Annotated in this window: 19 protein-coding genes and 3 pseudogenes; 4 read left to right on the top strand and 18 right to left on the bottom strand. The window is 38.5% G+C overall.

The window, feature by feature from the left end:
• Nucleotides 1-8 precede the first annotated feature (8 nt).
• The 10 genes and pseudogenes from STRIC_RS03940 to STRIC_RS03895 form a co-directional block, all read right to left on the bottom strand.
• Nucleotides 9-1232: an ABC transporter transmembrane domain-containing protein gene (locus STRIC_RS03940; RefSeq protein WP_008088169.1), complete on the bottom strand. Its 1224-nt coding sequence runs from the start codon at nt 1230-1232 to the stop codon at nt 9-11.
• Nucleotides 1229-2974, bottom strand: a complete 1746-nt coding sequence (locus tag STRIC_RS03935; RefSeq protein WP_008088042.1) for an ABC transporter ATP-binding protein — start codon at nt 2972-2974, stop codon at nt 1229-1231. Before STRIC_RS03935 ends, STRIC_RS03940 begins: the two co-directional genes overlap by 4 nt.
• Nucleotides 2961-3563 (bottom strand): MptD family putative ECF transporter S component, encoded by a 603-nt coding sequence (locus STRIC_RS03930; RefSeq protein WP_008088419.1) that lies wholly within the window; start codon nt 3561-3563, stop codon nt 2961-2963. Before STRIC_RS03930 ends, STRIC_RS03935 begins: the two co-directional genes overlap by 14 nt.
• Nucleotides 3541-4968, bottom strand: coding sequence for an ABC transporter ATP-binding protein (locus tag STRIC_RS03925; RefSeq protein ID WP_008088210.1), 1428 nt, complete (start codon nt 4966-4968; stop codon nt 3541-3543). Before STRIC_RS03925 ends, STRIC_RS03930 begins: the two co-directional genes overlap by 23 nt.
• Nucleotides 4965-5663: an energy-coupling factor transporter transmembrane component T gene (locus STRIC_RS03920; protein ID WP_008088310.1), complete on the bottom strand. Its 699-nt coding sequence runs from the start codon at nt 5661-5663 to the stop codon at nt 4965-4967. Before STRIC_RS03920 ends, STRIC_RS03925 begins: the two co-directional genes overlap by 4 nt.
• A gap of 255 nt (nt 5664-5918) precedes the next feature.
• Complete coding sequence (gene rplA, locus STRIC_RS03915; RefSeq protein WP_008088159.1) at nt 5919-6608, bottom strand: 50S ribosomal protein L1; 690 nt, start codon at nt 6606-6608, stop codon at nt 5919-5921.
• Between the two features lie 102 nt (nt 6609-6710).
• Nucleotides 6711-7136, bottom strand: coding sequence for a 50S ribosomal protein L11 (gene rplK, locus STRIC_RS03910; protein WP_008088086.1), 426 nt, complete (start codon nt 7134-7136; stop codon nt 6711-6713).
• 196 nt (nt 7137-7332) lie between these two features.
• Nucleotides 7333-8355 carry an IS30 family transposase gene (locus STRIC_RS03905; protein ID WP_200857371.1) on the bottom strand — a complete coding sequence of 341 codons (1023 nt, stop codon included), beginning with the start codon at nt 8353-8355 and terminating at the stop codon, nt 7333-7335.
• Nucleotides 8356-8481: 126 nt separating this feature from the next.
• A pseudogene (locus STRIC_RS03900) lies at nt 8482-9855 on the bottom strand (MFS transporter).
• On the bottom strand, nt 9856-11070 hold the full coding sequence (locus STRIC_RS03895) for a M20 family metallopeptidase (protein ID WP_008088089.1): 1215 nt from the start codon (nt 11068-11070) through the stop codon (nt 9856-9858). It lies immediately after the preceding pseudogene.
• Nucleotides 11071-11320: 250 nt separating this feature from the next.
• Here STRIC_RS03895 and STRIC_RS03890 point away from each other — a divergent pair, with 250 nt between their 5' ends.
• Nucleotides 11321-12232: a LysR family transcriptional regulator gene (locus STRIC_RS03890; RefSeq protein WP_008088207.1), complete on the top strand. Its 912-nt coding sequence runs from the start codon at nt 11321-11323 to the stop codon at nt 12230-12232.
• 77 nt (nt 12233-12309) lie between these two features.
• On the opposite strand, the gene STRIC_RS12605 is transcribed toward STRIC_RS03890, so the two are convergent.
• The 4 genes from STRIC_RS12605 to STRIC_RS03870 all read right to left on the bottom strand — a co-directional run bounded on the left by STRIC_RS12605 (nt 12310) and on the right by STRIC_RS03870 (nt 17613).
• The gene (locus STRIC_RS12605) at nt 12310-12843 is read right to left on the bottom strand and encodes an ABC transporter permease subunit (RefSeq protein ID WP_234944191.1); all 534 of its coding nucleotides are present in this window, start codon (nt 12841-12843) and stop codon (nt 12310-12312) included.
• Nucleotides 12844-13136: 293 nt separating this feature from the next.
• Nucleotides 13137-14444 (bottom strand): carbohydrate ABC transporter permease, encoded by a 1308-nt coding sequence (locus STRIC_RS03880; RefSeq protein ID WP_008088389.1) that lies wholly within the window; start codon nt 14442-14444, stop codon nt 13137-13139.
• 9 nt (nt 14445-14453) lie between these two features.
• Nucleotides 14454-15902 (bottom strand): sugar ABC transporter substrate-binding protein, encoded by a 1449-nt coding sequence (locus tag STRIC_RS03875; protein ID WP_008088113.1) that lies wholly within the window; start codon nt 15900-15902, stop codon nt 14454-14456.
• The gene (locus tag STRIC_RS03870) at nt 15895-17613 is read right to left on the bottom strand and encodes a glycoside hydrolase family 13 protein (RefSeq protein WP_008088241.1); all 1719 of its coding nucleotides are present in this window, start codon (nt 17611-17613) and stop codon (nt 15895-15897) included. The genes STRIC_RS03875 and STRIC_RS03870 overlap by 8 nt, the downstream gene beginning before the upstream one ends.
• Nucleotides 17614-17675: 62 nt before the next feature.
• Here STRIC_RS03870 and STRIC_RS03865 point away from each other — a divergent pair, with 62 nt between their 5' ends.
• A complete protein-coding gene (locus STRIC_RS03865) occupies nt 17676-18473 on the top strand; it encodes a LacI family DNA-binding transcriptional regulator (RefSeq protein ID WP_008088262.1) in 798 nt (265 codons plus the stop codon).
• An 80-nt stretch (nt 18474-18553) separates the two neighbouring features.
• Here the strand turns inward: STRIC_RS03865 and STRIC_RS03860 are convergent, their stop codons facing one another.
• Nucleotides 18554-19144 carry a cadherin repeat domain-containing protein gene (locus STRIC_RS03860; RefSeq protein WP_234944190.1) on the bottom strand — a complete coding sequence of 197 codons (591 nt, stop codon included), beginning with the start codon at nt 19142-19144 and terminating at the stop codon, nt 18554-18556.
• Nucleotides 19145-19506: 362 nt separating this feature from the next.
• On the opposite strand from STRIC_RS03860, the gene STRIC_RS03855 reads away from it, so the two are divergent.
• On the top strand, nt 19507-19860 hold the full coding sequence (locus tag STRIC_RS03855; RefSeq protein WP_008088272.1) for a DUF3397 domain-containing protein: 354 nt from the start codon (nt 19507-19509) through the stop codon (nt 19858-19860).
• A gap of 56 nt (nt 19861-19916) precedes the next feature.
• Here the strand turns inward: STRIC_RS03855 and STRIC_RS13040 are convergent.
• A pseudogene (locus STRIC_RS13040) lies at nt 19917-21401 on the bottom strand (DNA translocase FtsK); the annotation flags it as partial.
• A 110-nt stretch (nt 21402-21511) separates the two neighbouring features.
• Nucleotides 21512-22340 (bottom strand): annotated as a pseudogene (locus tag STRIC_RS13035) (cell division protein FtsK); the annotation flags it as partial.
• Nucleotides 22341-22547: 207 nt separating this feature from the next.
• On the opposite strand from STRIC_RS13035, the gene STRIC_RS03845 reads away from it, so the two are divergent.
• A complete protein-coding gene (locus tag STRIC_RS03845; RefSeq protein WP_008088533.1) occupies nt 22548-23336 on the top strand; it encodes a peptidylprolyl isomerase in 789 nt (262 codons plus the stop codon).
• Nucleotides 23337-23444: 108 nt separating this feature from the next.
• Here STRIC_RS03845 and STRIC_RS03840 read toward each other — a convergent pair whose 3' ends face one another.
• Nucleotides 23445-24506, bottom strand: coding sequence for a hypothetical protein (locus STRIC_RS03840; protein ID WP_040831938.1), 1062 nt, complete (start codon nt 24504-24506; stop codon nt 23445-23447).
• Between the last annotated feature and the right edge of the window lie 58 nt (nt 24507-24564).

Genomic DNA, 24564 nt, shown 5'->3' with positions numbered 1-24564 from the left:
TAAACAAATCAATATCTTGAAAGACAAAGGCTATCTGTACTCATCCCCTTGATATCACGCCCTCCAAGTCGAATGTGTCCCTTTTGATAATCATATAAACGTGACAATAGACGCAGAATTGTGGTTTTTCCACAACCTGATGGTCCAACAATAGCGGTAATTTCTCCTGATTTAGCTTGAAAGCTAAGCTGATTTAAGACAGGTCTTTGATCATAGGCAAAGGTAACCGCTTCAAAAGAAATTTCATAATCTGTGATATTTGGATTATCTTGACCTTCTTGCAGAGACTGAGCATACAAATCTCGTAAACGTTTATAGCTATCTTTAAAGAAGAAAATCATCATCAACATCTCATTCAACTGAGTAAACTGAGCGCTAATATTAGTAGCTGCCATCAAAAAACCAAGATAAGTCAATAAGTCCAAACTTTTAGCATGAAAGAGATTTGCTCCTACAGTAGCCCCTAGTACTGGCGATAAAAATGGGAGAATCGCAATAATAGCACTAAAGCTGACCATAAAGAATTCAGCCTTAATATGCAAGGTTTCAGTATCCGATAAATCCTTTAGAACCCTCTCTTCAACCTGCCTTTGCATGGAATAGCTTTTGATTTCTTCTTGCATTTCAAAGGCTTCTTGGAATGATGAAGCATTGTCTAAGAGTTTTTGATAATAACGCGAGACAAAATAGGTCTGAGCATTTCGTGACAAAAACATCATTATAATGGTTAGCCAAATAGGCATAACGACTACCAATCCTAAAAGAGGTTTAGCTGACATCAGCATGACTGAAATCAAGCCCAAAAAGAAAAGAAATCCGATAGCTTGAGGTAAAGCGTGTGAAATGGTCGATTCTATATTGCTGACATCTAGCATGACCGTTTGTGAAATATCAGAAACAGAATGTTTGGAAAAGTAGGACAAAGGTAATTCCTTTAGTTTGTTCGCAATTCGAATACGCATCGCAGCGCTTTCTTGATAGGTCGTGTCGTAAGTAAGACTGTACTCTTTTTGAGTAATGACAAAAATCACCACTACCAAAAGCAACCAAATAAGCAGATAACTATAAAGAGGTTTGAGCTGATTTAAGATCACATCATTCAAAAACTGAAAGACCAATAGGATCGGTGTCATAAAAGAAAGGTATTTCAAAAAAGACATTCCTGCCGCCTTCAAGACATTTTTAGCACCTGTTTCAGATAATGAAAAATAAGTTTGTAAGAATCGTATCATTCTGAAATCCTCCACTCGTTAGCTAAAGCGTACTGCTCTTGAAGCTTTCTGTAGCGACTATCATAAGCCATCAAATCGTTATGACTCCCTCTTTCCATAACCTTCCCATTAGCAACAAGCAAGACCTCATCTACTTGTCGAATGCTACTTAAGTGATGAGCAATCATAATGACTGTTTTGCCTTGCATTAATACTTGAAAAGCCTTTTGAATATCATATTCATTTTCAGGATCACTGGCAGCACTCGCTTCATCCAAAATCAAAATCGGAGCATTTTTCAAGATAGCTCTAGCTATCGCAATTCGCTGTACCTCTCCTCCTGATAAATGCACCCCTCGACTACCGATGATGGTCTCTTCTTTAGCTTCAAATTTATCCAATATGGACTGACATCTGGCTAACTGCAATGCCCTCATGACTTCTTGGTAACTACTATTAGGTTTTCCGATTAAAACATTCTCATAAATACTGGTTTTAAATAGCTTGGCATTTTGGAAGACAAAAGCAATAGAGCTCTCCAAGCATTCCTGACTATAATCTGTTAGAGCATGACCCCCAATCGCTAATTCTCCAGAAGTCAGTGGGTAAAATCCGGAAATCAACTTGGCAATGGTGGATTTACCAGAACCAGAAGCTCCTACTAAGGCATAGGTTTTTTTCTCTTCTAAATGAAGGTCAAAATCTTTTAAAACAGGTCTTCCTTTCTCATATTCAAAAGAAACCTGTGAAAAATCAATTGTGTGATTTGGCATTTGCTCAAGGCTACCTGTCTTTAACGTTTTAGTAGCCATTTGATCAAAAATAGCATCAAGCTTTTCCACAGCATCTCTTGCTTGTTCTAGCTTTTGATTAAAAAACATGATTTTTTGAAAAGCTAGATATAATAATAAGGAAAAACTTAAGAAAAAGACCGTTAAGGCTAGCCATTTTTCTACGTTTTCTCCCTTAGTTAGAGCTTGATAAGCAATAACAATAATCAAGGCACTAAAACTCATCATAGCCGTCTGGAAACTCACGAAAGGCTTTTTGCAATCTTGACTTTGTTTAATGACTACCTTAGAAAACCGTAAAATCGAGCGATGCAAATTTTCAAAAGACTCCAACGCCATATTAAAAATTTTAACCACCTGGATAGCACAAACATACTCAACTGTTTCAGAATTAATATCCTCTAGAGCCTCCATATAGTCTTTCATCATATGTTTATCGCTATACATCCATTTAAAGCATAAAAGAGCAAAAAGAATGGCGAGTAAGACCAAAATTCCAATCGAAAAATTAGTCCAAAAGGAAAGACCAATCAAGCAAATGGGAAAGAAGATTGCATTCACAGAATCAGGCAAGATATGAGCTATTATCGTGTGGGTATTTGAGGCATTGTCATCTATAATCTTTCGTGTTCTTCCTGATGAGTGCTGATCAAAAAAGGAAAAGGAAGCTTTCAAGAGATGCCTGAGTCCTTTTTTGCGCATATTAGACTCCACTCGAAAGGCAAAGATATGACTGGCAATCAAAGTGAAAAAATAAGTGACAGCATACAATAGAGTACTTAGAAATATCCCCATAGACAATTTCTTGATTATCACACTATTGACATCTCCTGTCACCTCTTTTAAGAGTTGCCAAAAATAATAATAAGGAAGAAAAGATAATATGGTAGCCATTGCTGAAAGCAACATGGCTAAAATCAAATAGGTCTTTTTTTCTTGAGCGTAAGAAAAGAGTCGCTTAAAGAGTGTCATCATTGATCTCCTTAAAATGCTTCTTCAAAATGACATGTCCTATATAAATACCTGCAAACGCTAAAGCAAAGACTATAATACTGGAATAAACACCCCAAAGGCCTGAGGTATAGCGAATATAATTGTCCATATCCACTGCTCTTTGTCCACGTCTCACCCATTCTTCCTTATAGTGATCCACAAAAAACATTGCTGGAATAATGGCTCCCCATGCTTGACCCACATGCATGAGTCCAGATGCTATAGCTAATTTTAAAACAGAGATTTTCTTAGAGCTTGAGGCAAGTAAATCCGCTAAAATAGACATGCTCACAGAACTAATCAACCAAGGTAAATAGCCACCACCCATCAAGGTAAAGATAGTTAAAACCAAGAGAGTCATCAAAGTAAATTGCCACATTTTACCAACTTTTCGCGCCATAAAATAAAGAACTATTCCAGAAAATAAGGCACAAATCCCTGGACTAATAGCCCGACCAAAAGCCCCTAAAGGAGCACTAAGGGTCATCGTTATGAAATAAATCATCATATAAACAGCTGTTAAGAGTGCAATCAAGAGAAAATCATTAATTTTCAAGTTTCGTTTCATAAAAAGCCTCCATTTCGTGATAAATCTTATTCAATTTACTAATAGCATTTTTTTCTAAATAAAAATCGTCTGCGACACCTTTATCTTTGAGATAAATAATGCGATCACTTGTCTTTCGTATAAACTCATAATCATGAGAAATAAGAATCAAACACTTATCTTTTCTTAAGCGAGTAATCAGCTCAGCCACTGCAAGCATGGATTGATGATCCAAACCGCTAGTTGGTTCATCCATAATAATCACTTGGCTAGGACTAAGCATAGCAATAGCCATTTGCAAGCGCTGCTTTTCACCACCACTTAGAGAATGGGGATGCTTATGAGCCAAATGTTCTATCCTTAGAGACTTAAGAACACTCACAATCTTGTCTCTATCCGAACAAGTCATCTCTAACTCTTTGAAACAAGAGGAGCCAAAAAGTTGAAAATCAGCATCTTGCATCAAATACAAGGCTTGCTCATCAAGGTTAAGTTCTCCCTTGTCTGCTGTTACTAACTTAGCAATTAACTTAGCCAAACAGGTCTTGCCCACCCCATTAACTCCAACAATAGTTGTGACTTCTCCTTTATAAAAGGAAAGGGAGATATCTTCCAACACAGACTGATAAGATAGTCTTTGAATCTCAAAAAGTTTATCTTTCGACCGACAAATAGGGCGGTGGTCATCGCCTAAATCAAAGAGGTTCAAGAGGCCGTACCCAGTATGATGTTTGTCAAACGATCTTTGGGAATCAAATACCTGAGCCCTGTTGTCATCTAAAAGAATAACTTGGTCAATCAAATCCTTTAAATAAAAACAGCGATGATCAGCCACTAAGATGGTCTTACCTTCTCCTTTCAAAGCTTGCAACTGTCGTCGTAAGCGCATGGCATTTCCATAATCTAAATTTGCTGAAGGTTCATCAAAAATCAGAAGTCTAGGTTGCATGATGAGCGCCGTCATTAAGGCAAGTAGTTGTCTTTCCCCAGATGATAAACAGTCAATAGTTCTTCCAGATAATGTGGCAATAGGAAAACTCTGATCAAGCCAGTCTAAGCGTTCTTGCATTTCTTCTTGGCTAAAAGCCATATTTTCCATTTCAAAGACCAATTCTGAAATCACATGATTAGTAAAAAACTGACTTCTAGGATTTTGAAAAACAGTTGAAAAATGGCGACTTCTTTCATGAATAGGAAGATGTTCTTGTCCCAAAATACTTAACTGACCAGTCAAGTTCCCTTCTATAATTTCAGGAATTACCCCAGTAAGAAGATTTAAAAAAGTTGATTTTCCCGAACCACTTGCACCTGTCAAAAAAATCAATTGACCTTCTTCAAGCTCTAAGTTCAAGTCTTTTAGGGTTTTATTCTTTTGACCGTCATAAGTAAATGATAGGTCCTTACATTGAACAAGCACCTCACTCATATCACACCTCCTATCACAAAACCATAGCCTAAAATAAGTAGAAAGAGTATCAAAACATCTACATAAGTAAAAGCCTGATAGTAAAAACTACTTCTCTGATGAGGCGCAGTCACACCCTTTGTTAAACTAGCAATGCTAAGTTCATGACTTAAGGTCAAACAACGAAAGAGCTGAGGAACCAATAAGTAATCAAAAGCCTTCAAGGGGTGTCTAACAGAAAGAACTATGCCTCTAACACGTAAGGCATCTCTAATCAGTCTATATTCTTTTTGAAAAGTCATGATATAACGTAAGCAAATCATGAGGCTGACAATAAAATATTTTGGCAAGTGTAAACGCTGAAGAGCTGCTAGCACTTCTGAACTACTATAAAGAAACCAAGCTAAGAAAAAACATGGCAAAAACAGAAGTGTCATCCGAAACCAGGTGACTAAAATTCCATTTTCTAACCATAAGAACAGAAGATAGAAGGCTAGAAAAATCATCAGAAAAACAAGTCCTTTAAAAAGCCGAATCAGTTGACCACCAATCATAAAAATGACAGTTGTTAACAAAAATGACAATAATAAGCTCTTGTTTGAGGGAAATAAGGTGTTAAGAAGAGGTAAAACCGCATTAATCAAAATAATGGTCAAGGGATTAATGAGAGATACCTTCCTATTTTGACTATAAGTTACTAATAAAGCCAGCTGCAATCATCTCCTTTTGATTTAGGCGCTACCTAAATCGTTCTAAATTAATCTTTAAAGATAAACCAATCGCCTTATACAAATCAGTTTATCCCTAGTTCTCTCTCCAAAAAGACCCATCGTCTACAGACCATCATAAACCAGCATAAGTCAAAAGTCAATAGACTTAATTTTATAATTAGGTTAAGTTAATATTAATTAATCAGTTAACTTTATTGATAAAATAAAACTAGGAATCACTCCCTAGTTTTGAATTTTTGCTTAAAGTGAGTTAGGATCAACCTTGATACCAACACCTTGTGTTGTTGTGATTGATACGTTAGTCATGTAAGTTCCCTTAGCTGTAGATGGTTTTGCTTTAGCCATTACATCATGGAAAGCTTTGAAGTTTTCAACCAATTTATCAGCGTCAAATGATACTTTACCAATGATAGCTTGTACGTTACCAGCTTTGTCAGCACGGTAAGTGATTTTACCACCTTTAGACTCTTCAACTGCTTTAGCAACATCCATAGTTACTGTACCAGTTTTAGGGTTTGGCATCAAGTTACGAGGTCCAAGGACACGTCCAAGACGACCAACGATAGCCATCATGTCTGGTGTTGCAATAACAACATCAAAGTCAAGCCATCCACCATTGATTTTAGCAACTAGGTCATCTTCACCAACGAAGTCTGCACCAGCAGCTTTTGCTTCTTCAGCTTTAGCACCACGTGCGAAAACAAGAACACGTTGTGTTTTACCAGTTCCGTTTGGCAATACCATTGCGCCACGGATTTGTTGGTCAGCTTTACGAACATCGATGTTCAAGTTGTAAGCAACTTCAACCGATGCGTCAAATTTTGCGAAGTTAGTTTCTTTTGCGAGTGCTACAGCTTCTTCTACACTGTACGCTTTTGTGCTGTCAACTTTTTCAAGTGCTGCACGCATTTGTTTGCTTTTTTTAGCCATTTTAAAATTCTCCTTGTAATGTGGTCATATCGATTTGATTTAAAATCTCCCACGTCACTCATCTTATGATGAAGTCGTGCGGGTAATAGGGATTGTTACTGATTAGTCAGCGATAGTGAATCCCATAGAACGAGCAGTACCTTCGATCACACGCATAGCAGACTCAAGGTTTGCAGCGTTTAAATCTGGCATTTTAGTTTCAGCAATTTCTTGTACTTGTGCACGAGTAACTGTTGCCACTTTAGTTTTGTTAGGTGTACCTGATCCTTTTTCAACACCTGCAGCTTTTTTCAAAAGAACAGCAGCTGGTGGTGTTTTAGTGATGAAATCAAATGATTTGTCTTCGTAAACTGAGATAACAACTGGGATGATCATACCAGCTTGGTCAGCTGTACGAGCGTTAAATTCTTTAGTGAATCCCATGATGTTGATACCTGCTTGACCAAGAGCTGGTCCAACTGGTGGAGCTGGAGTCGCTTTACCAGCAGGGATTTGAAGTTTTACAAGTTTTTCGACTTTTTTAGCCATTTTTAAAATCCTCCTGTTGTGGTTTTGGCGGTAATTAAGATTTTTACCTCCCACAGGTATGCAATTTGCATACCTTACTATTATACCTTATTCCTCAAAAAAATCAATAGGTTTTATCTAAAAAAATCCATTTTAAGTAAATCGCAAGTTGTCAAGTCAAGTGCAACCAGTTCATAGATAACTAGAGTTCCAGATGTTAAGCTGTTCGGGATAGCTCAAACAGGAATTTTGAGGATTGATATTGAAGAAGTCGTCTTGGGCGCTCATTGATGGCAGTAATATAATTGTCAAGTTCTTCAGAGGTTAGTGGATTAAGTGAGACTCCTTTAGGGACATATTCTCTGAGGAGGCCATTGAAGTTCTCGTTTTTTCCTCTCTCATGTGAAGAATAGGGATGTGCAAAATAAACTTCAACAGCTTCTAAGTTTGAGAGTAAACTAAACTCAGAACCATTATCCGCTGTGATGGATGCTATAGGATACTGACTGATGAGATGCGTGACAGCACGGTTAATGGTTTGGGACTGCTTGTCTTCTAGCTTAACTCCTAGTGCATAGCGTGTCTGGCGCTCTACCAAAGTCAACATAACAGCTTCACCTTTGGTTTTCTTGCCGAGAACCAAATCAATCTCCCAATGCCCAAATTCAGAACGATCATTAATATATTCTGGACGTTCTTCGATAGATTTACCTAAAGTCTTCTTATTCGTCTTCATGACTTTCTTAGAACGTTTTCTGATACTAACCATCTTAGGCAAATCGATTGGTTTAATAGCTAATACCCCCTCTTTGATATAACGATAAATCGTTTTGGTAGAGGGGACGACTTCTTCAGGATGGTTCACTTTGTAAGTCTGAACAAAACTATCCACACTATGGAGACGAATATTAGCCGTCAAGGCAGATTCTAATTGTTCAATGAACCTAGCGGAGCAGTCATTCAACTTGAGATAAGAACTCTTTTGACGATTGGTTTCATAGACACGTTGCCCACTATCAGCGAAATAGGCGTTGAAGAAGGTTTGTTTTCCATTCTTATCCTTTACCTGTTCTACTGAACCACGTTTTATTTCTCGGCAGATTGTAGAACGGTGACGACCCAAGAGTCGAGCAATCTCAGCGGGTTTCTTTCCCATTTTAAGATAAGCAGCAGTTTCACCCCGTTCTGTGGCTGAAAGATGAGAATAGGATGATTTTCTGGTAGAATTAATGTTGGACATGTTCATCTGCTTTCCATACTGAATTGGGGAATTCTAGTATATCAGACGAACATGTCTTTTTTGTTGCACTTCATTTTACAACGCGGGATTTTAAGTAAATGGATTCTCACTTTTAAAAACTCGCTCTTATTGACGTTTTGGAATGACAAATAAGATTGACAGAATAGATAAAGTACAAAAGACAACATTGACTAATAAGCCATAAAATGCAGCTCTATCAAATTGCGTTTGTGTCACCAAGGCATGGTAAACTGCGATTGACATCGCTACTCCAATAGCTCCACCTAATGAACTTGCCATCTTATAAATACCAGAAGTTACTCCAACCTTTTCATTTGGAATACTTGAAATAGCTGTGTCTGTTGATGGTGTTGCATATATTCCTAGACCTGTACCAAAAATAGCATAGCCAACAAAAACTAAAACAAGATACAACGGACCTTGGACATTAACAAATGTCATTAAAACAATTCCAAAGAGTGTGGCTAAAGCACCCCACAACATTGGTTTTGCCGCACCAAATGTCTGAAGTAATTTTTCTCCAATTCGAATGGTAATCAGAATACAAGCTAAGTAACCAAGTGACATCATACCAGCTTTTGATGCCGATAGACCACGTCCTTGTTGCATATAAGTATTCACAACGATAAGGGCACCCGCAACAGCATTTAATAAGAAATTTGAAATCGTTGCACCCAAGAAGAATTTATTATCAAATAAACGAAAATCAATAAAACTAGCAGACTTATTAGTTTCTACAAAATAAAAGATTGTGAAACCTACTAGTACAATTGCGAAAAGAAGCAAAGTCATCGGAGAGGTAAAGCCATTTTCCTTAGCTGTTGAAATACCGATGTTTAAAGATAGCATGGTCACAATAAAGATCAGTAAACCAATAAAGTCAAACTTTCTTTGTTTGGTCTCAACTTTACTTTCTGGAGTACCAAAAATAAGTGCAAAACTTAAAACCGAAGCCATAATGGAAAAGACAAATACATACCTCCAGCCAAGTGTTGAGGCAACTGCTCCTCCAAAGAAGGAACATAAACCTGAACCACCCCATGAGCCAATCGACCAAAATGAGACAGCTCTTTGACGGTCAGCCCCGTCATAGTAGGTTTTTACCAAAGCCATCGTTGAAGGCATGATAAAGGCTGCTGCTAGCCCTTGAAAGATACGACCTAAGATAAAGAGAAAAGCCCCTTGCGTAATAATCATTAAAAGAGATCCAATGATATTAAAGGCAAGTCCAATATAAGTGAATTTGACACGTCCTAATTTATCAGCCAGACCACCTGCTACAACAATGAACAGTCCTGAAAAGAGAGCTGTAATCGAAATTCCGATGTCCATAGATCCTTATGATATACCTAAAGACCTTTGAACGTCTGGCGCCATATTTAAAATGGATTGGGCAAACAGCCAAAAGGCTAGCACAGCCAATACAATCCCTACCAATAACTTGTTATTTCCTTTAAAACCTGCTGAGGTTGTGTTCATCTACTCTTCTCCTTCTTCTAAACAGGCCATCAAGGCCGTTGCCATTGCTTTTGCTTTTGCTGAGATTAGTAATGATTGTTCACTAATTTCAAATTTCGGATGATTATGAGGGTAATAAGCTTTACCGGCTTCATGAGCTCCAACATAGAAGAAACATGCAGGAATTTGTTGCGCGTAATAGGCAAAATCCTCAGATGGTGTTTGAGGATCACACTCAAGGACTTCCATTTCTGGAATAGCTTGTTCTCTCAGTGCTTTAGTCACTGTGTCTGTCACATGTGCATCATTCATTAAAACAGGATAATCATTAAGATAATCTAACTCATAAGTGACTTTAAAGGCTTGACAAATCCCTTCAAGGATTTGTTTAAATTCCTCCTCGACAATCTGACGACTCTCTTCACTCATGACACGTACATCACCTTCTAAGGTAACACTGTCTTTAATCACATTTGCAGATCCTTTACCATCAAATGATCCAATAGTCACAACAGCCGTTTCAAATGGACTAATTCGACGACTCACAATGGTTTGAGCTGATGTCACAAAAGATGCCGCAGCAACAATGGCATCATTGGCTAGATGTGGCATTGAGCCGTGACCACCTTTTCCTTGAATCTTAACTTTAAAAGTCGCTCTACCCGTTTGAACCGCACCAGCATGATACTGAACAGTATCTTCTTCCATAGTAGACATGACATGGATTCCTAAAACAGCATCTATTCCATCTAAACAGCCAGCCTCAATCATTGCTTTAGCACCTCCAGGTGGTACCTCTTCGGCAGGCTGATGTAAAACGCGAACGTGACCTGAAAACTCTGATTTCAACTCAATTAACGTCTCAGCTAAAATGAGCATATGGGCTGTGTGCGCATCATGACCACAGGCATGCATAACGCCCGGATTCACAGAGGCAAAAGGCAAGCCTGTTTCTTCCTGAATCGGTAGGGCATCAAAATCAGCACGAATAGCAATATGCTGTTGCTTTTTAGCACTCTCCTTACTTCCAAAAACGTCAACGACGACTCCTCTAATACCACCAACATTTGTCTGAACTTGGCAATCTTTTCCTTGATAAAAATCGCTAATATACTTAGCAGTTTTAGATTCCTGAAAAGATAGCTCTGGACGTTGATGAAGATAACGCCTAATCTCAATCATACGACTTTGCTTGGCTTCTAAACGAGCAAGCACTTTATCTGTGAATTGCTTCATGATGGACTCCTTTTTCTTCATTACTTATTTAGTTTACTCCTATCATACCTCTTCTAACAAATAACTCTTTTGACTCTCCCTCATAACTTTTTGGTTATTGCAAAGAGCTTGAATAATAGTCGTTTTTAACTTTTATATGATATAATTGTGGTAAAAGAAAGACTCATTAAATCGTTAATGATGACTGATTTCACGTATTCTATAACAAAACAGTTCTAAAAAGATAACCAGAAAGTTATAACCTTAAATCATGCAAACTTTTCAAAAAATCCTTTACTTAGAAACCATTGAAAAACACAATAGTATTACCAGTGCTGCCAAAGAACTTTTTCTATCACAGCCCTATTTGAGTAAATTTATCAAACAAACAGAAGAAGATATTGGAATCACTTTATTTGAAAGCAATTACCACCGTACTCAACTCACTTATGGTGGTAAGCGATACCTTTATTACCTCAAAAAAATCGAAGAAGTTGAAAAGCAAATGACTCGTGAACTCTTCTTGATTGGCAATAACCACAAAGGCGAAATTATCTTGGGCATTAATCCCGGTCTTGCCTCATCATTGCTTGGTAATGTTATCCCTCAATTTAAAAAAGAACATGAAGGTTTTCATATTAAGCTGATTGAAAACAATCAAAATGTTAGTGAACAAATGGTAGCTAAAGGAGAGTTAGATTTAGCTGTGGGAATGTCACCTGTTTGCGATGATAGCAAAGTGTCCTATTCCACTATCCAAAAAGAAGAGCTTTTCTTATTTGTTCCTAAAGATAGTGCGCTCTTTGATGTCACAAATTGCGGGCAAATCTCACCTTTTAAACAATCCTTGTCATTGCTTGAAAATGAACCGCTTATTTTAACACCACTAGAATACGGAATGGGCAAAACTGTTGCTCGCTATTACCAAAAACAACACATCAAACTCAACCAAGTTATCACAACTAGCACATCACCAACTGCTATTAACCTATCCCTGTCAGGGATGGGGGCAACTTTCATCCCTGAGAGATTGGTCTCAAGCTACCTAGATAACAAAAATTGTAATATTTTTAGGATCGATCGCTTGAATCTTTTTGCAGAATATATCTTAATTTATAGCAAAGATACTAGTCTCTCAGGACCTAGTATTCAGCTCTATAATGCCTTTTTAAAACATCATTAAAGTCTGCTATTTAAAGCATTCCCATCTTAAAATATTGTTAAAACAAAAAATAACTCAAAACTGAGTTATTTTTTGTTTTATTTTACTGCGCCTGCAGATAAGCCTTCTACCATGTGTTTAACCAGTAAGAAATAGAGGAGAATAATGGGTATGGCAATAAAGACACTGCCGGCAGCAAAACGAGCAAATTCGGTTTCACCAAGATTCATTAAGCCAACTGCTACAGTGTAAAGATTTTTCTCTTCTAAAAGTAACTTAGGTAAAATGAAATCACTCCATGACCAAGAAAAAGCGGTTAAGGCTGTATAGGTAATGATTGGTCTGGATAAAGGTAGGTGAATCTTGGTAAAGATTTGAAAACTAGTAGCCCCATCAATACGGGCGGCTTCATCAATACTATAAGGAATGGTATCAAAAAAGCCTTTTTGAGTGAGGTAGCCAAGTGGTGCCGCTGCACTATAAATCAGGATTAGCCCCCATAATTGATTGATCAAATTAAACTGAGTCATGACAATATAAACAGCAATCATCCCCATAAAAGATGGGAACATCCCTAGAACCATAGTCACTTTCATCAAGGCCTTCTTTGACTTGAATTGGAAACGTGACATAGTGTAGGCTGTTAAATCACTAGAATCGTTCTCAATACACAACTGGCCGAGGAGATTAACAAAGTGTTGAAAAACCATTGGGGATAATTATAGAGTTTGGTATCCGTAAAGAGTGTCACAAAACTGTTGAAACTGTAAGCTTTTGGAAAGAAACCTTGGAAGGAATAGATGGTGCCTGACTTGGAAAAGGAAGCCATAATCAACCATAAGCAAGGGAAAAAGAAGATTATCTAACAAGAATCAGACCCAAATACAGAGCTGACAAATCACCTAAAGTTTTTAACTTTTTCATTTTATACTTTTCCCCCTTCCTTGTAGGATGCTGACCTGATATAAACAAATAAGGACATGATTGATATTACAATAAAGATAATCAAGCTAATACTAGCCCCAATACTGTAATAGTTGTTGGCAATAGATAAATTATAAAGCCAGTTAATCAATAAATCTGTATCACTCGCTAAGAAATAATGATCCATGTAGAGGCCACCTCTAAGGAAATAGAAAATACCAAAATTGTTAAAGTTTCCAACAAACTGTCCAATCAAGACAGGGGTAGTCGCTATAATCATATAAGGCAAGGTAATCTTGCTAAACTGTTGCCACTTGCTAGCGCCATCAATCTGAGCTGCTTCGTAGAGGCTCTCATCTTTATTAGATAAGAGACCCGTAGCTAAAAGCATAATAGAAGGAACACTAATCCAAGCATTAACAAAAAGTCCAATAGCACGCGCTAGCCATTTAGCATCCACATCCAAAAAGCCAACGGCATGGTGCCCCATCGCCTGAATATAATAATTAATTGGCCCACCATATGAAAACATAAACTTGAAGGCTAGAAGGCTAATAAATCCTGGAATAGCATAAGCTAATATCGGAAAAGCTCTCCAAAAGACACTTCCTTTAAGTTTCTTATGGCTAAATAAGAGAGCTAAAACTAGTCCTGCAAAATAGTTCAGAGCGGTTGATAAAACAGCCCAAACCATATTCCATTGAAAGATTTTGAAAAAGATTGGCGCAAATTGGGAAAGACTCACAATTTTTTTGAAATTAGCCAAACCAACCCAATCTACCAACTCTGGCGGTACGATTTTCCCACCGTAATTAGTGAAGGCAATCAAAATCATAAAGACAATTGGAAGGACACTAAAAATGAGAATCCCTAAAATTGGGAAGAACAAAACCATTTGTGGAAAATGTTGGTCTGCTAGCTGATGAAATTCCTCTTTTAAACTAAGTGGTTCTTTTGCCAGCTTTGGCCCTTCTTCTAAAGCTCGCCATTCCTTAATAGAAAGCACATAAAGGTAAACAAAGTAGGCTAAAAAGATAAGACTCAAAATACCCATCAAAAGCATGATAACGGAATTATCACCACTAATGCCTTGCCAAGTATCAGCTTTTTGATCTCCCAAAGTAACAAATCCCACCATATCCTTAAAGCCTCTGATCACAAAATAGCTAAGAAAGCTAAGCTCAACAAGAGCTAGAAAATAGACTTTTAAGCGTTGACCATATTGAAATTGTCCTGAGCCCATAAGGACATAAGGCAAGTAGTGCCTCAAGCCCTTAGAGCTAAGATCTCTTTTTTGTCTGCTTTCCATGACTTTCTCCTATTCCAAGGTATGAATGGCATCATGAATCTGTTGGTCTACCTTTTTCAAGCCTTCTTTTAGAGCTTTGTTATCAGGATATTTCTTTTCAGATTCTGGTCTAAAGACATCTTTGGTGATGTCAGCAAAGTAAGTTTGTGTTGGCGTCCAAATTTGGCTAGCAGCCCCATTTGATGGCATAAGGACAATGTTTTTTTGTTCCAGATTTAGGTACACATCTTTTGTTGAGCCACCAATTTCTTTAACCAAATCAACTCGTGTCGGAACAATCCCTAGGAGCTGATGACGTTTTTTAATATTTTGGTAATTAGTTGCAAATTCAATGAAGGCAAGACTAGCATTAGGAGCCTTAGTGTAAGCACTCACGGCGTATCCACTAATACCACCCATGGTCTTGGTTGGAATCAAGTCTTGACTACCATCTTCTAAATCACCAGACTTAGGCAATTTTGGAATGCTTGCTAAACCTAGATTTTCCTTAGCTAGCGTCTTCGCTTCAGCCTCGGATTTTCCTTTTGCCATGTAATCTTGAGTCATTTCACCTAGGAAAGTAGAATAGACGTCTGGTGTTGACATGGTTGCAAAATAAGTGCCGTTTCCGATCTTGCTATAAGCACTGGTTTGGATCGTATCATTGATACTTTCTTCATTCATAGCACTAGCTAACTGTTGCAAAACATGAGCCCCTTTTTCTGCCTGTCCTTTTGATAGGCCAATATCTTTGGTATCTGTATTATGGTTACCAAAAATATAAGCCCCATAAGATAGCAAGAAGCCATTTGAAAAGTAAGAATCATAGATGGATTGCATATAACCATATTGTGAAGGATTTTCTTGATGGCGTTGACGAGAAAAGGCTAACATATCTGACCAATTCTCTAACATATCCGGCTGATCATTGTTATTCTTATCCCACTGGCTCTTCCAATCAGCTGGAAGCAAGTCTTTGCGGTAATAGATGAGAGGCATCTGCACATTGACAGGCATCCCGCAAATGTATTTTTTGCCATCCTTTTTCAAGGTGAAGGCTGTCCACGCTTCTTTTGAGGTCTCTTTATAAGCGCCCAAGCGATCAACTGGTAAAGGGTAAATGTGTTTATCTGCCGCATATTTCATAATGATGTCATTAGCTTGATAAATAACATCCGGTCCATAACCATAAGGACCATCTTTTGCTAAATCAACAAATTGATCTGTATTGGCATCTACAGCTTTAATACCGTCTTTAGCATACTTGTTATTAAATGCTGTGATAATTTCTTTAAAATAACCTTTGGAAATTGCAGTATCATTTTCCAAAACTTTAATGGTAACCTTCTTCTCAAGCTTTCCTGTGAAGATGTCTCCCTTTGCAGCATTTTTTTCAGATTGGTTTGATGATTGACAAGCACTTAAGCTAAGTAGACTTAAACAGATAAATCCTGTTAGGGATGCTTTTTTGTTAATCATGCGTCTTCTCCTTTGTTATAATGATAAATCCAAATGGGGCTAAGACTTGCTTTTGAAGATCTAAGCCATTGGCCATGATTACTTGATCTTTAACCTCAATGCCAAGTGGGTTTTGTCCCAAGTTAAGAAGCAAGTCGAGTCTTTGCACTTTTCCAAGTCGGCTAACTCTTAAAAGATCCTTATCATAAGTGATGCGAATATCACCCTCTTGAATCACAGCTAATTCTTTTAGTCTAATGAGCGCCTTGGTCTGCTCAAGGACGGCCATATTCCACTCCTCTTTTTGCCAATTAAAGGTTCTTCTCGAATCAGGGTCATAGCCTCCCTCCATGGCTAGTTCCGTACCGTAATAAAGACAAGGAACACCAGGAAAAACCATAGCCAAGGCAAGGGCAGCCAATAGTTTCTCAGTTGATTTGCCAACTTGGGTAAAAATACGATGCGTGTCATGAGAATCCAAAAGGTTCAAATTCATCCGATTGACGGCATCGGTATTACGCATCAAAATATTATTCAATTGATGAGACAAATTTTCGGCTGAGAAACGATTAAAAGCAAAAGTGTCCAAACACACCTTGGTAAAGGCATAATTCATGATGCTATCATACTGGTCACCAGCTAGGTAAGGGTAAGCATCATGCCAATTCTCACCAATCAGCACGCAGTCTTCTTTGGTGGCCTTAACAGCTCGTCTAAAGTCACGCCAAAATTGATGTGAAACTTCATCTGAGACATCCAATCGCCAACCGTCGATATCTGCCTCTTTTATCCAATAAAGTCCCACTGAAATTAAGAAGTCTTGAACCTTAGGATTTGAAGTGTTCCATTTTGGCATATAGTGACAAGAGGCAAAGGTCTCATAATTGAGCAAGTCTGGATTAGGGTAATCCCCTTCAATCATAAACCAATCATAAAAGACTGACTCTCTGCCCTTATCAAGAACATCTTGAAATTGAGGAGCGAGCACACTGCAATGATTGAAAACCGCATCTAAAATCACTCTGATACCCATTTGATGAGCCTTGGTTACTAAGGTTTTTAAATCCTCAAGACTTCCAAATTGTGGGTCAACCCGATAATAATCAATAATATCATACTTGTTATTAGTTGGTGACAAGAAAATAGGAGTTAGGTAGATGGCCTTGATTCCTAAGTCTGAGAGGTAATCGAGTTTTTGGATGATACCTTTCAAATCACCACCTGCGAAATGACTCGGTGTCGGTTTGTCTCCCCAGGCCATGTCAATATAGGACTGGTCTTTGTCAAAATCTCCCTGGGCAAAACGATCCACAAAAATCTGATAAAAAACCGCATCTTTCAACCAAGGGATAGGACGGTGAATATCAACCTCATTGATGTAAGGCATCTGGAAAAAATTGTAAAAACTATTTGGAAAATCATAGCTTTCTGTTAATCCATCTTCACTGAAATAATAGCTTCTGCCCTCTACCTCAAATCGAAAAATATAGGCAAAACGGCGATCCGTCACATGCTGCTTGACTTCATAATAGACATAAGTCTTATCTTGGTAGGCAATCTCAATTTCTTTTTCAGACTGCTTATCATGGTATTCAAATTTGTCCCCATAGACCAGAAAGACTTTAGCGTCTTTGTCTTCTTTGGCAATGCGTAAGTGAATGACCAAGTCATTGCGATCTGTCGCAAAGCAATATCTGGAATCTGGAATCTGCAGCATTCCTGCTTCATTCATGTCTTTTTCTACTCCTTTTTAACTGGTTGTTGACTTTTACTGTTTTTTTATATAACATTGCTATGAATAAGAAAGTTACCATCAAAGATGTGGCTCGTGAAGCAGGGGTATCTGTTGCCACCGTCTCCTATATTATTAATAACAGAGAAGACCAAAAGATAAGCCCCGAAACACGTAATAAGGTCTTACAAATGATTAACCTTTTGAATTATAGACCCAATCAAGCCGCCAAATCATTGGTCACTCAAAAGAGACAAATGGTAGCTTTATATTACAAAGAGCATCCCTCTTTCCTCAAAAAGGCTGAGCAACTCCACTTTATCAATCACTTGTCTGCTTTTCTTTATACTAAGAATTATCATCTGATTTGCCTTAGTCAAGAATACATCGGCAAGTATGATGTGACAGATGTCATCGTCACCTTAGAGGTTAATAAAGATGAGTTTTATAAAATAGGTAACAGTAACTTTGTGCCATTGATTGCCATTGATAGCATTATCGATGATCCCCTCTTTTTCCAGGTCAATAGTTACCATGAAGGGCTTTATCTAAAGGCTAAAGAGCATTTCTTAGACCAGCCTTTTCAGCTGGTTAGTCTGCCTATTCAAAACCAAGAAATCGTCCAAAGCCTATCAAAGGTCTTCGACGATATTCTTTGGGTTGAAAAATTAGCAGATCTTGAAGCCGTCTCAAAAGGCAATGTTCTTATCATCGACAATACCATTAATAGTATCTTGCCTAGTCGGGCTAACCAATTGTACTTGCCAAATAGCTCTGATGAGAAATTTCAAAAGCTGTTTCAGGCCATTGACTTGGCAACCAAACGTGAAACAGCTTGTAGCCATAACATTCTTGTCTAACCCTTAGCTTGAAGCTCTGCTCAAGCTTTTTTTGCTGTCCAAACTAACTAGCTATGCTTATTCCCCTTGGTATTCCCAAGTTATGCTGTCAAATTTGTATCGTATTGGTCATCAGCCGGATGAGTGATTAGGGTAAAGCGGTAAGTCCCTGCTTTAGCAACTTTAATATTAGCTTGTTTAAGAGAGACATCTCCAAGTCCGCTAGAATTACTCAAGTAAGTTTCACCGTCTTTATCACCACTTGCTAGGTAACCAAAGCCACGTTGATGCTCCCATTTACCATTTTTGGCAAACTGGAATTCATCATCTTTCGCTAGTTTAGCCGTTAAGGTGTAAGTATTGACCTTGCCGTCCCATTCTTTTTTGAATTGGTGTGCTTCTGTCACATTGCCACCCCAGTTAGAGGCTTTTAACAAATCACTTGAGCCATTTCCGACAATCACAAAATCACGGGTGTCTTCCTTGGCTTCAGAAAAACCAGCAAAAAGTGACATATCTGGGCGCAACTCAGCTTTTGACATTAACTTACGTGATAAATCAGGTTTCAAGTACCAACCTTCAAAGTGTTTACCAGATTTTTTAGGCTGATAATCTTGAATCCCTTTCAAAGAAGCCACTTCTTTAGTCTTCAAAACCGTTTTTCCATCAGCGTCATAGAAAGTAACTTTCATCTGATTTTGACTGGTCTTTTGACTGTCTTCAGACTTTTTAGCGTCATTTGAGCTTGAACAAGCTGTTAAAACTAAAACAAAGAGCTCCTGCAAGCAAAAGAGATGGGATTTTTTTCATGATAACTCTCAGACTTTCTTTTTTTAAAAGAGATAGAAAATGACCTTCATTTCCTATGGGTGGACGACTACAATTAGCTATATCTAGCTAACTTAAACGTTTAAGTAACTCTATTTTATTGAATTCGCTTTCACTTGTTAAGACTTTTTTGTAAGCTTCTAAAATCCCCCCCTTCCAACAAAGAGAAAAGACTAGCTGACAAGTATCAGTTTACAAGTCAGCTTTTTGGGTATAAAATAGACCTATGACTATATACAAATTAACCGCCGCAGCCTTTATTCTTTTGACACCTCTTTTTGCCAGTATCATGGTGTCCCTCTTTAGGCTTGGTAAAAAAGGCATCAAATTTCCCGATCTATCACTACCACTTTTTGCTCTTGAGATTATCCTTGTCTCAGGAAAATTTTTTACCCATAATCTGCTCCCATACTATCTGATTATCATGTCACTACTTGCCATCGTTATCACCTTATTACTGATTTTTCGCACAGAAAGCTTTCACTATGCTCGCTTTTACAAATTATTCTGGCGAATTGGCTTTCTAGTGACCAGCTTTTTCTACTTGATTCTAGTCGCTTTTATCTTTATCATGCCTTAAAACAAAAACTACCTGAGCCACTAGGCTTAGGTAGTTTTTGTTTTAAAAAAGTACTTTTAATTAGCATTGGTTTGTAAGACTTTGCGTGGTTTTGTGCCTTCGGCTGGTCCAATCACACCAGCTTCTTCTAACTCATCCATGAGACGAGTAGCTCGGTTGAAACCAACTGATAGACGCCTTTGAATCATAGAGGCTGAAGCTTTTTGTGTTTCTAAGACTAAGGCCTTAGCTTCCTCAAAAAGAGGGTCTCCTTCAGCGGCACCAGAGCTTCCAAAAGAGCCATTATCCGACTCGCTGACCTCACCTGGATCAAAGTTGTCATCGTATTCTGCCTCAGCTTGATCCTTAATGAAGCTTACAATGCGTTCCACATCATCATCTGAGATAAAGGAACCTTGCAAGCGGACAGGGTGGTTCTCATCAATCGGTTTAAAGAGCATGTCCCCTCGTCCTAATAGCTTTTCAGCACCGTTTTCATCTAAGATAGTACGGCTGTCTGTCCCTGATGAGACCGCAAAGGCGATTCGAGAAGGTACGTTTGCCTTAATCAATCCTGAAATGACATCAACAGAAGGTCTCTGAGTGGCAAGAATCATGTGAATACCAGCCGCACGCGCTTTTTGTCCCAAGCGAATGATGGCATCTTCCACTTCTTTGCTGGCCACCATCATAAGGTCCGCCAACTCATCCACAATCACCACAATCAATGGCAAAGGCACTTGTTTTTGCTCAGTCTGACTATTGTAATCTTCTACCTTGGCATTGTAGCCTGCAATATTACGAACGCCAACCTTACTAAAGAGTTCGTAGCGGTTTTCCATCTCATCCACCACTTTTTGAAGAGCCTTACTTGCCTTACGAGGATTTGTCACCACTGGAATCAAGAGATGAGGAATATCATTATAAACCGAAAGCTCTACCATCTTAGGGTCAACCATCAAAAACTTAACCTGATCAGGTCTCGCCTTCATCAAGATACTTGAAATAATCCCATTGACCGCTACGGATTTACCTGAACCCGTAGAACCTGCCACTAGCAAGTGTGGCATACGGGTCAAGTCAAAGCTACGGGCACTACCATTAACTGCTTTACCAAGCGGTACTTCTAGCAGCTTGTCCTCTGAAGTATTGGATTGTTCCCACAATTCTCGGAAAGAAACGGTCGCAATTTCTGAGTTTGGCACTTCAATCCCCACTAGAGACTTACCAGGAATAGGTGCCTCAATGCGGACATCCTTAGCAGCCAAAGCCAAGGCCAAATCATCTGCCAAGTTGGAAATCCGATTAACACGAACCCCCACTGCTGGCTTAATTTCATACTTAGTGACTGACGGACCAATCTCAGCACGCTCCACCTTGACATCAATCCCAAAGCTCTTAAAGGTGTCTTCTAAGACCTTAATGTTTTTGCGCACCAAGTTCTTCTCTTTGGATTGATTTTTAGGCTTATCTGCCGCAAACAAATCAATGGTCGGCAACTTATAAAGCAAGTGGGTCTTGGGACTAAAGTCCACCTCAACAGGCTCATCTAAGTCTTCATCAGCTGCCATTTCCATCTCAAGAACTTGATTTTCAGGCAAGAGAGGCGCTTCATCAGGGTAAGAAGGTATAGGCATCTCTTGACTATCTAAAAAAGCATCAAATTCGTCTTCTAATTGTGGGTGAGACTGGTAAGCGATAATCTCAGGCTCTGCTGCCATAGGAATAGCACTAGAAGGCAATGCTTGAACCTCGTCCTCTAAAATCTCGCCTGTCTCTGGGTCAACCTGTAGCTTCGAAAGGGCTTCTTGCTCCGCCAAGGCTTGAGCTTCTAGGCGCTCCTGCTCCTCCTGCAAACGACGCTCTTCTCGTGCCAAGAAGCGCTTTTCTTTATTAATCTGATAAGATTGCGCTAACTTGTCTCCCAGATTCTTGACGAAATGACTGACATCGTAGACATCCCAAGGCGTCATTAAAAAGAGCCCCAACAGGATGAATAAAAAGCCAATAAAATAAGAACCGACATTTGAGAACAAAAAGGCGACTGGCTTATAAAGGAGAGCCCCAAACATGCCCCCACCAACAAACTGGTCTACCTTAAAGGCTAATAAATCTCTGGTAATCAGACGATCTGTACCGGTGAAGATTTCCTTAGAAGCCATTTGCGGCGCTGAAAATAAATAAGCATGCCACTCAATCAAAAGTCCCAAAAAGAGGGTGATAAAACCGGCAATGAGACCATCTTTTTGACGTAACCACTTGAAACAAAAGAGGTAAATGAGAATAGCCACCATAAAGGGATAAGCCAAGCTCCCTACCATAAAACGCACCACATTATAAGCTGTGATGCCAAAAATACCCAAACGAATCATAGCAAAAATAAGCAAAAGCGCTAATAAAAGCGACACTATCATCCGCTTAATCGCTCGCTGCTTTTCTATTTCTACCTTTGTTAAGCGCTTCTTAGGCGCACGTTTTTTACCTTGTCTTCTTTTAATCATAGCAATATTATATCATTTTTTACTTAGAATGATAGCTAGGATAAGCTTCTGTCTTCAGTTTAGGGAAGCTTAAGGAATCTGTGTTAGCATGGCTTTTAAGGAGGATAGACTAAAGTTAGCTATTTTTTCTATCCTATAACTATCTGAAAACTTTATTTTTCATCTCATCTTATGATAAAATAAAGAAAAGAGATTCAAGGAGTCAACATGAAAAAAATCATATCACTTAGTTTGCTTGCTATTAGTTTTTTGACTTTGAGTGCTTGTGAAAGCATCGACCGTGCCATTAAAGGAGACAAGTATGTCGATCAGCAAATCGCTCAAAAAGAAAGCGAAGCCGCTTCAAAAGCCTACGAAGATGATATTAAAAAGGCGCTTAAGGCAGATGCTAGCCAGTTTCCACAGCTAAACAAAGAGGTGGGCAAGGACGAAACTAAGGTCATTATGACCACTAGTAAGGGGGCTATTACCCTCAAGCTCTTTCCTAAGTATGCGCCACTTGCCGTTGAAAACTTTGTCACCCACGCTAAGGAAGGCTACTATGACAATCTTAGTTTTCACCGTGTCATCAATGAGTTTATGATTCAGGCTGGTGACCCTAATGGTGATGGAACCGGTGGACAGTCTATCTGGAAAGATAAGGATGCCAAGAAAGATTCAGGCAGAGGCTTTGCGAATGAAATCTCGCCATTCCTTTATAATATCAGAGGAGCCCTTGCTATGGCTAATGCTGGTGCAGACACCAATGGTAGTCAGTTCTTTATCAATCAAAACAAAAACAAGCAAAACAAAAATCTAGCAGCTAAAAACTATCCCAAACCTATCATCTCAGCCTATGAGCATGGCGGAAACCCAAGCCTAGATGGTGGCTATACCGTCTTTGGACAAGTCATCGATGGCATGGATGTGGTGGATACCATCGCCCAAAGCCCAGTAGGCGCTAATGACAAACCTCAAGAAGAGATTACCATCAAGCATATCGAGGTTGTTAAATAAAAACATCAAAAGAAGTACGGTTAATGGCAACCGCACTTCTTTTTTTGTCTTTATAGGGAATAGTTATTGTGTCAATCCTAATAAGGGGATTATTAGAATGAGCCCTTACTAGTTATTAACTTGCGCAAGGTCTGTTAAAGTCTTTGTAAAACCTTCCAAACGTGCTAGCTCAGTTTTCAAGTTAAGAGCTGCAAAAACATTTGTGTAATCAACAGTTCCTTCTGATAATTGTCTATCTAAGTATTGTGTAATCGCATGACCTTGTGAGCTTGCTTCTTCATATTGAGCATAACGTGACTCATCCGCAAAGCCATATAACTTGTTGTAAGCTGTGTTAAAGTCACTAATAGCATCGTTCAACTTGTTAATCTCTTGACGACCAAGCTCTTCCTTACGTTTTTCAAGATTAGTACGCAAAACATTTAGGTAGTCAGTAGCATTAATCAAGGCTTGTTGACTCATTTCCTTAACGTTACCTAAGCCAGCTTCTAATTCTCTATAGGTTTCTTGACCTTTTTGCTTCAACTCTTCCACTCGAGTATCCCAATCATAGAAATGTAGGCTATTTCTCATCTCTGAAAACTCAACCATAACACGATCAGCCTCGTGTTTGTAGTAAGAATCAAATTTGTTATCAATTACTTTAAGCTCAGTAGCTTTTACTTCTGATTGACTTGGTTGTGCTTGTGGAGCTGAAGTCTCAACGCTATTTTCTTGAGAAACTGTCTTTTCTTCGTTTGAGCTAGTGTTGTAAGTAACTTCGATAAGATCTGACTCACCTGAAATCCCTGTTAAGTTAGCAACACCTCTCCCACTCAAAGTACTATTTGGTGCTGAAACAGAAGTTGAGTTAGAAGAGCGAGCAAGCAGCATTGAACTACCACCTTCTAAACCAGTTAAAGGAGTAATATTGGTACCACCCAGTGATGGCAAATTATTGGAGCCGCTAATGCTAGGTAACGGTGAAGTAACTACTCCACGTAATATCTTTCTATCTCCAATAGTAAGTACTTCCGATTGAGATGAAAAGAAAGGCTTCATCTTAATAGATTGCGTGATTAAAACTGGTAATTTTTTCGAAGGAGTTATATCTTCAATCAATAACTCCTTAGTTGGGAACTGAGAAATATCTTTCTGGTTTAATCTTCTCCAAGCGTTAGATTTTATCATATTACTTACTTTCAAAAATTCTTTCGATTTAGAATGAAGTTCTTTCTTACTTTTTTGT

The sequence above is a fragment of the Streptococcus ictaluri 707-05 genome (assembly GCF_000188015.2).
GTDB classification, from domain to species: domain Bacteria; phylum Bacillota; class Bacilli; order Lactobacillales; family Streptococcaceae; genus Streptococcus; species Streptococcus ictaluri.
Note: the sequence above shows the minus strand (reverse complement) of the source record. Positions and strands in the feature narration are given on the sequence as shown.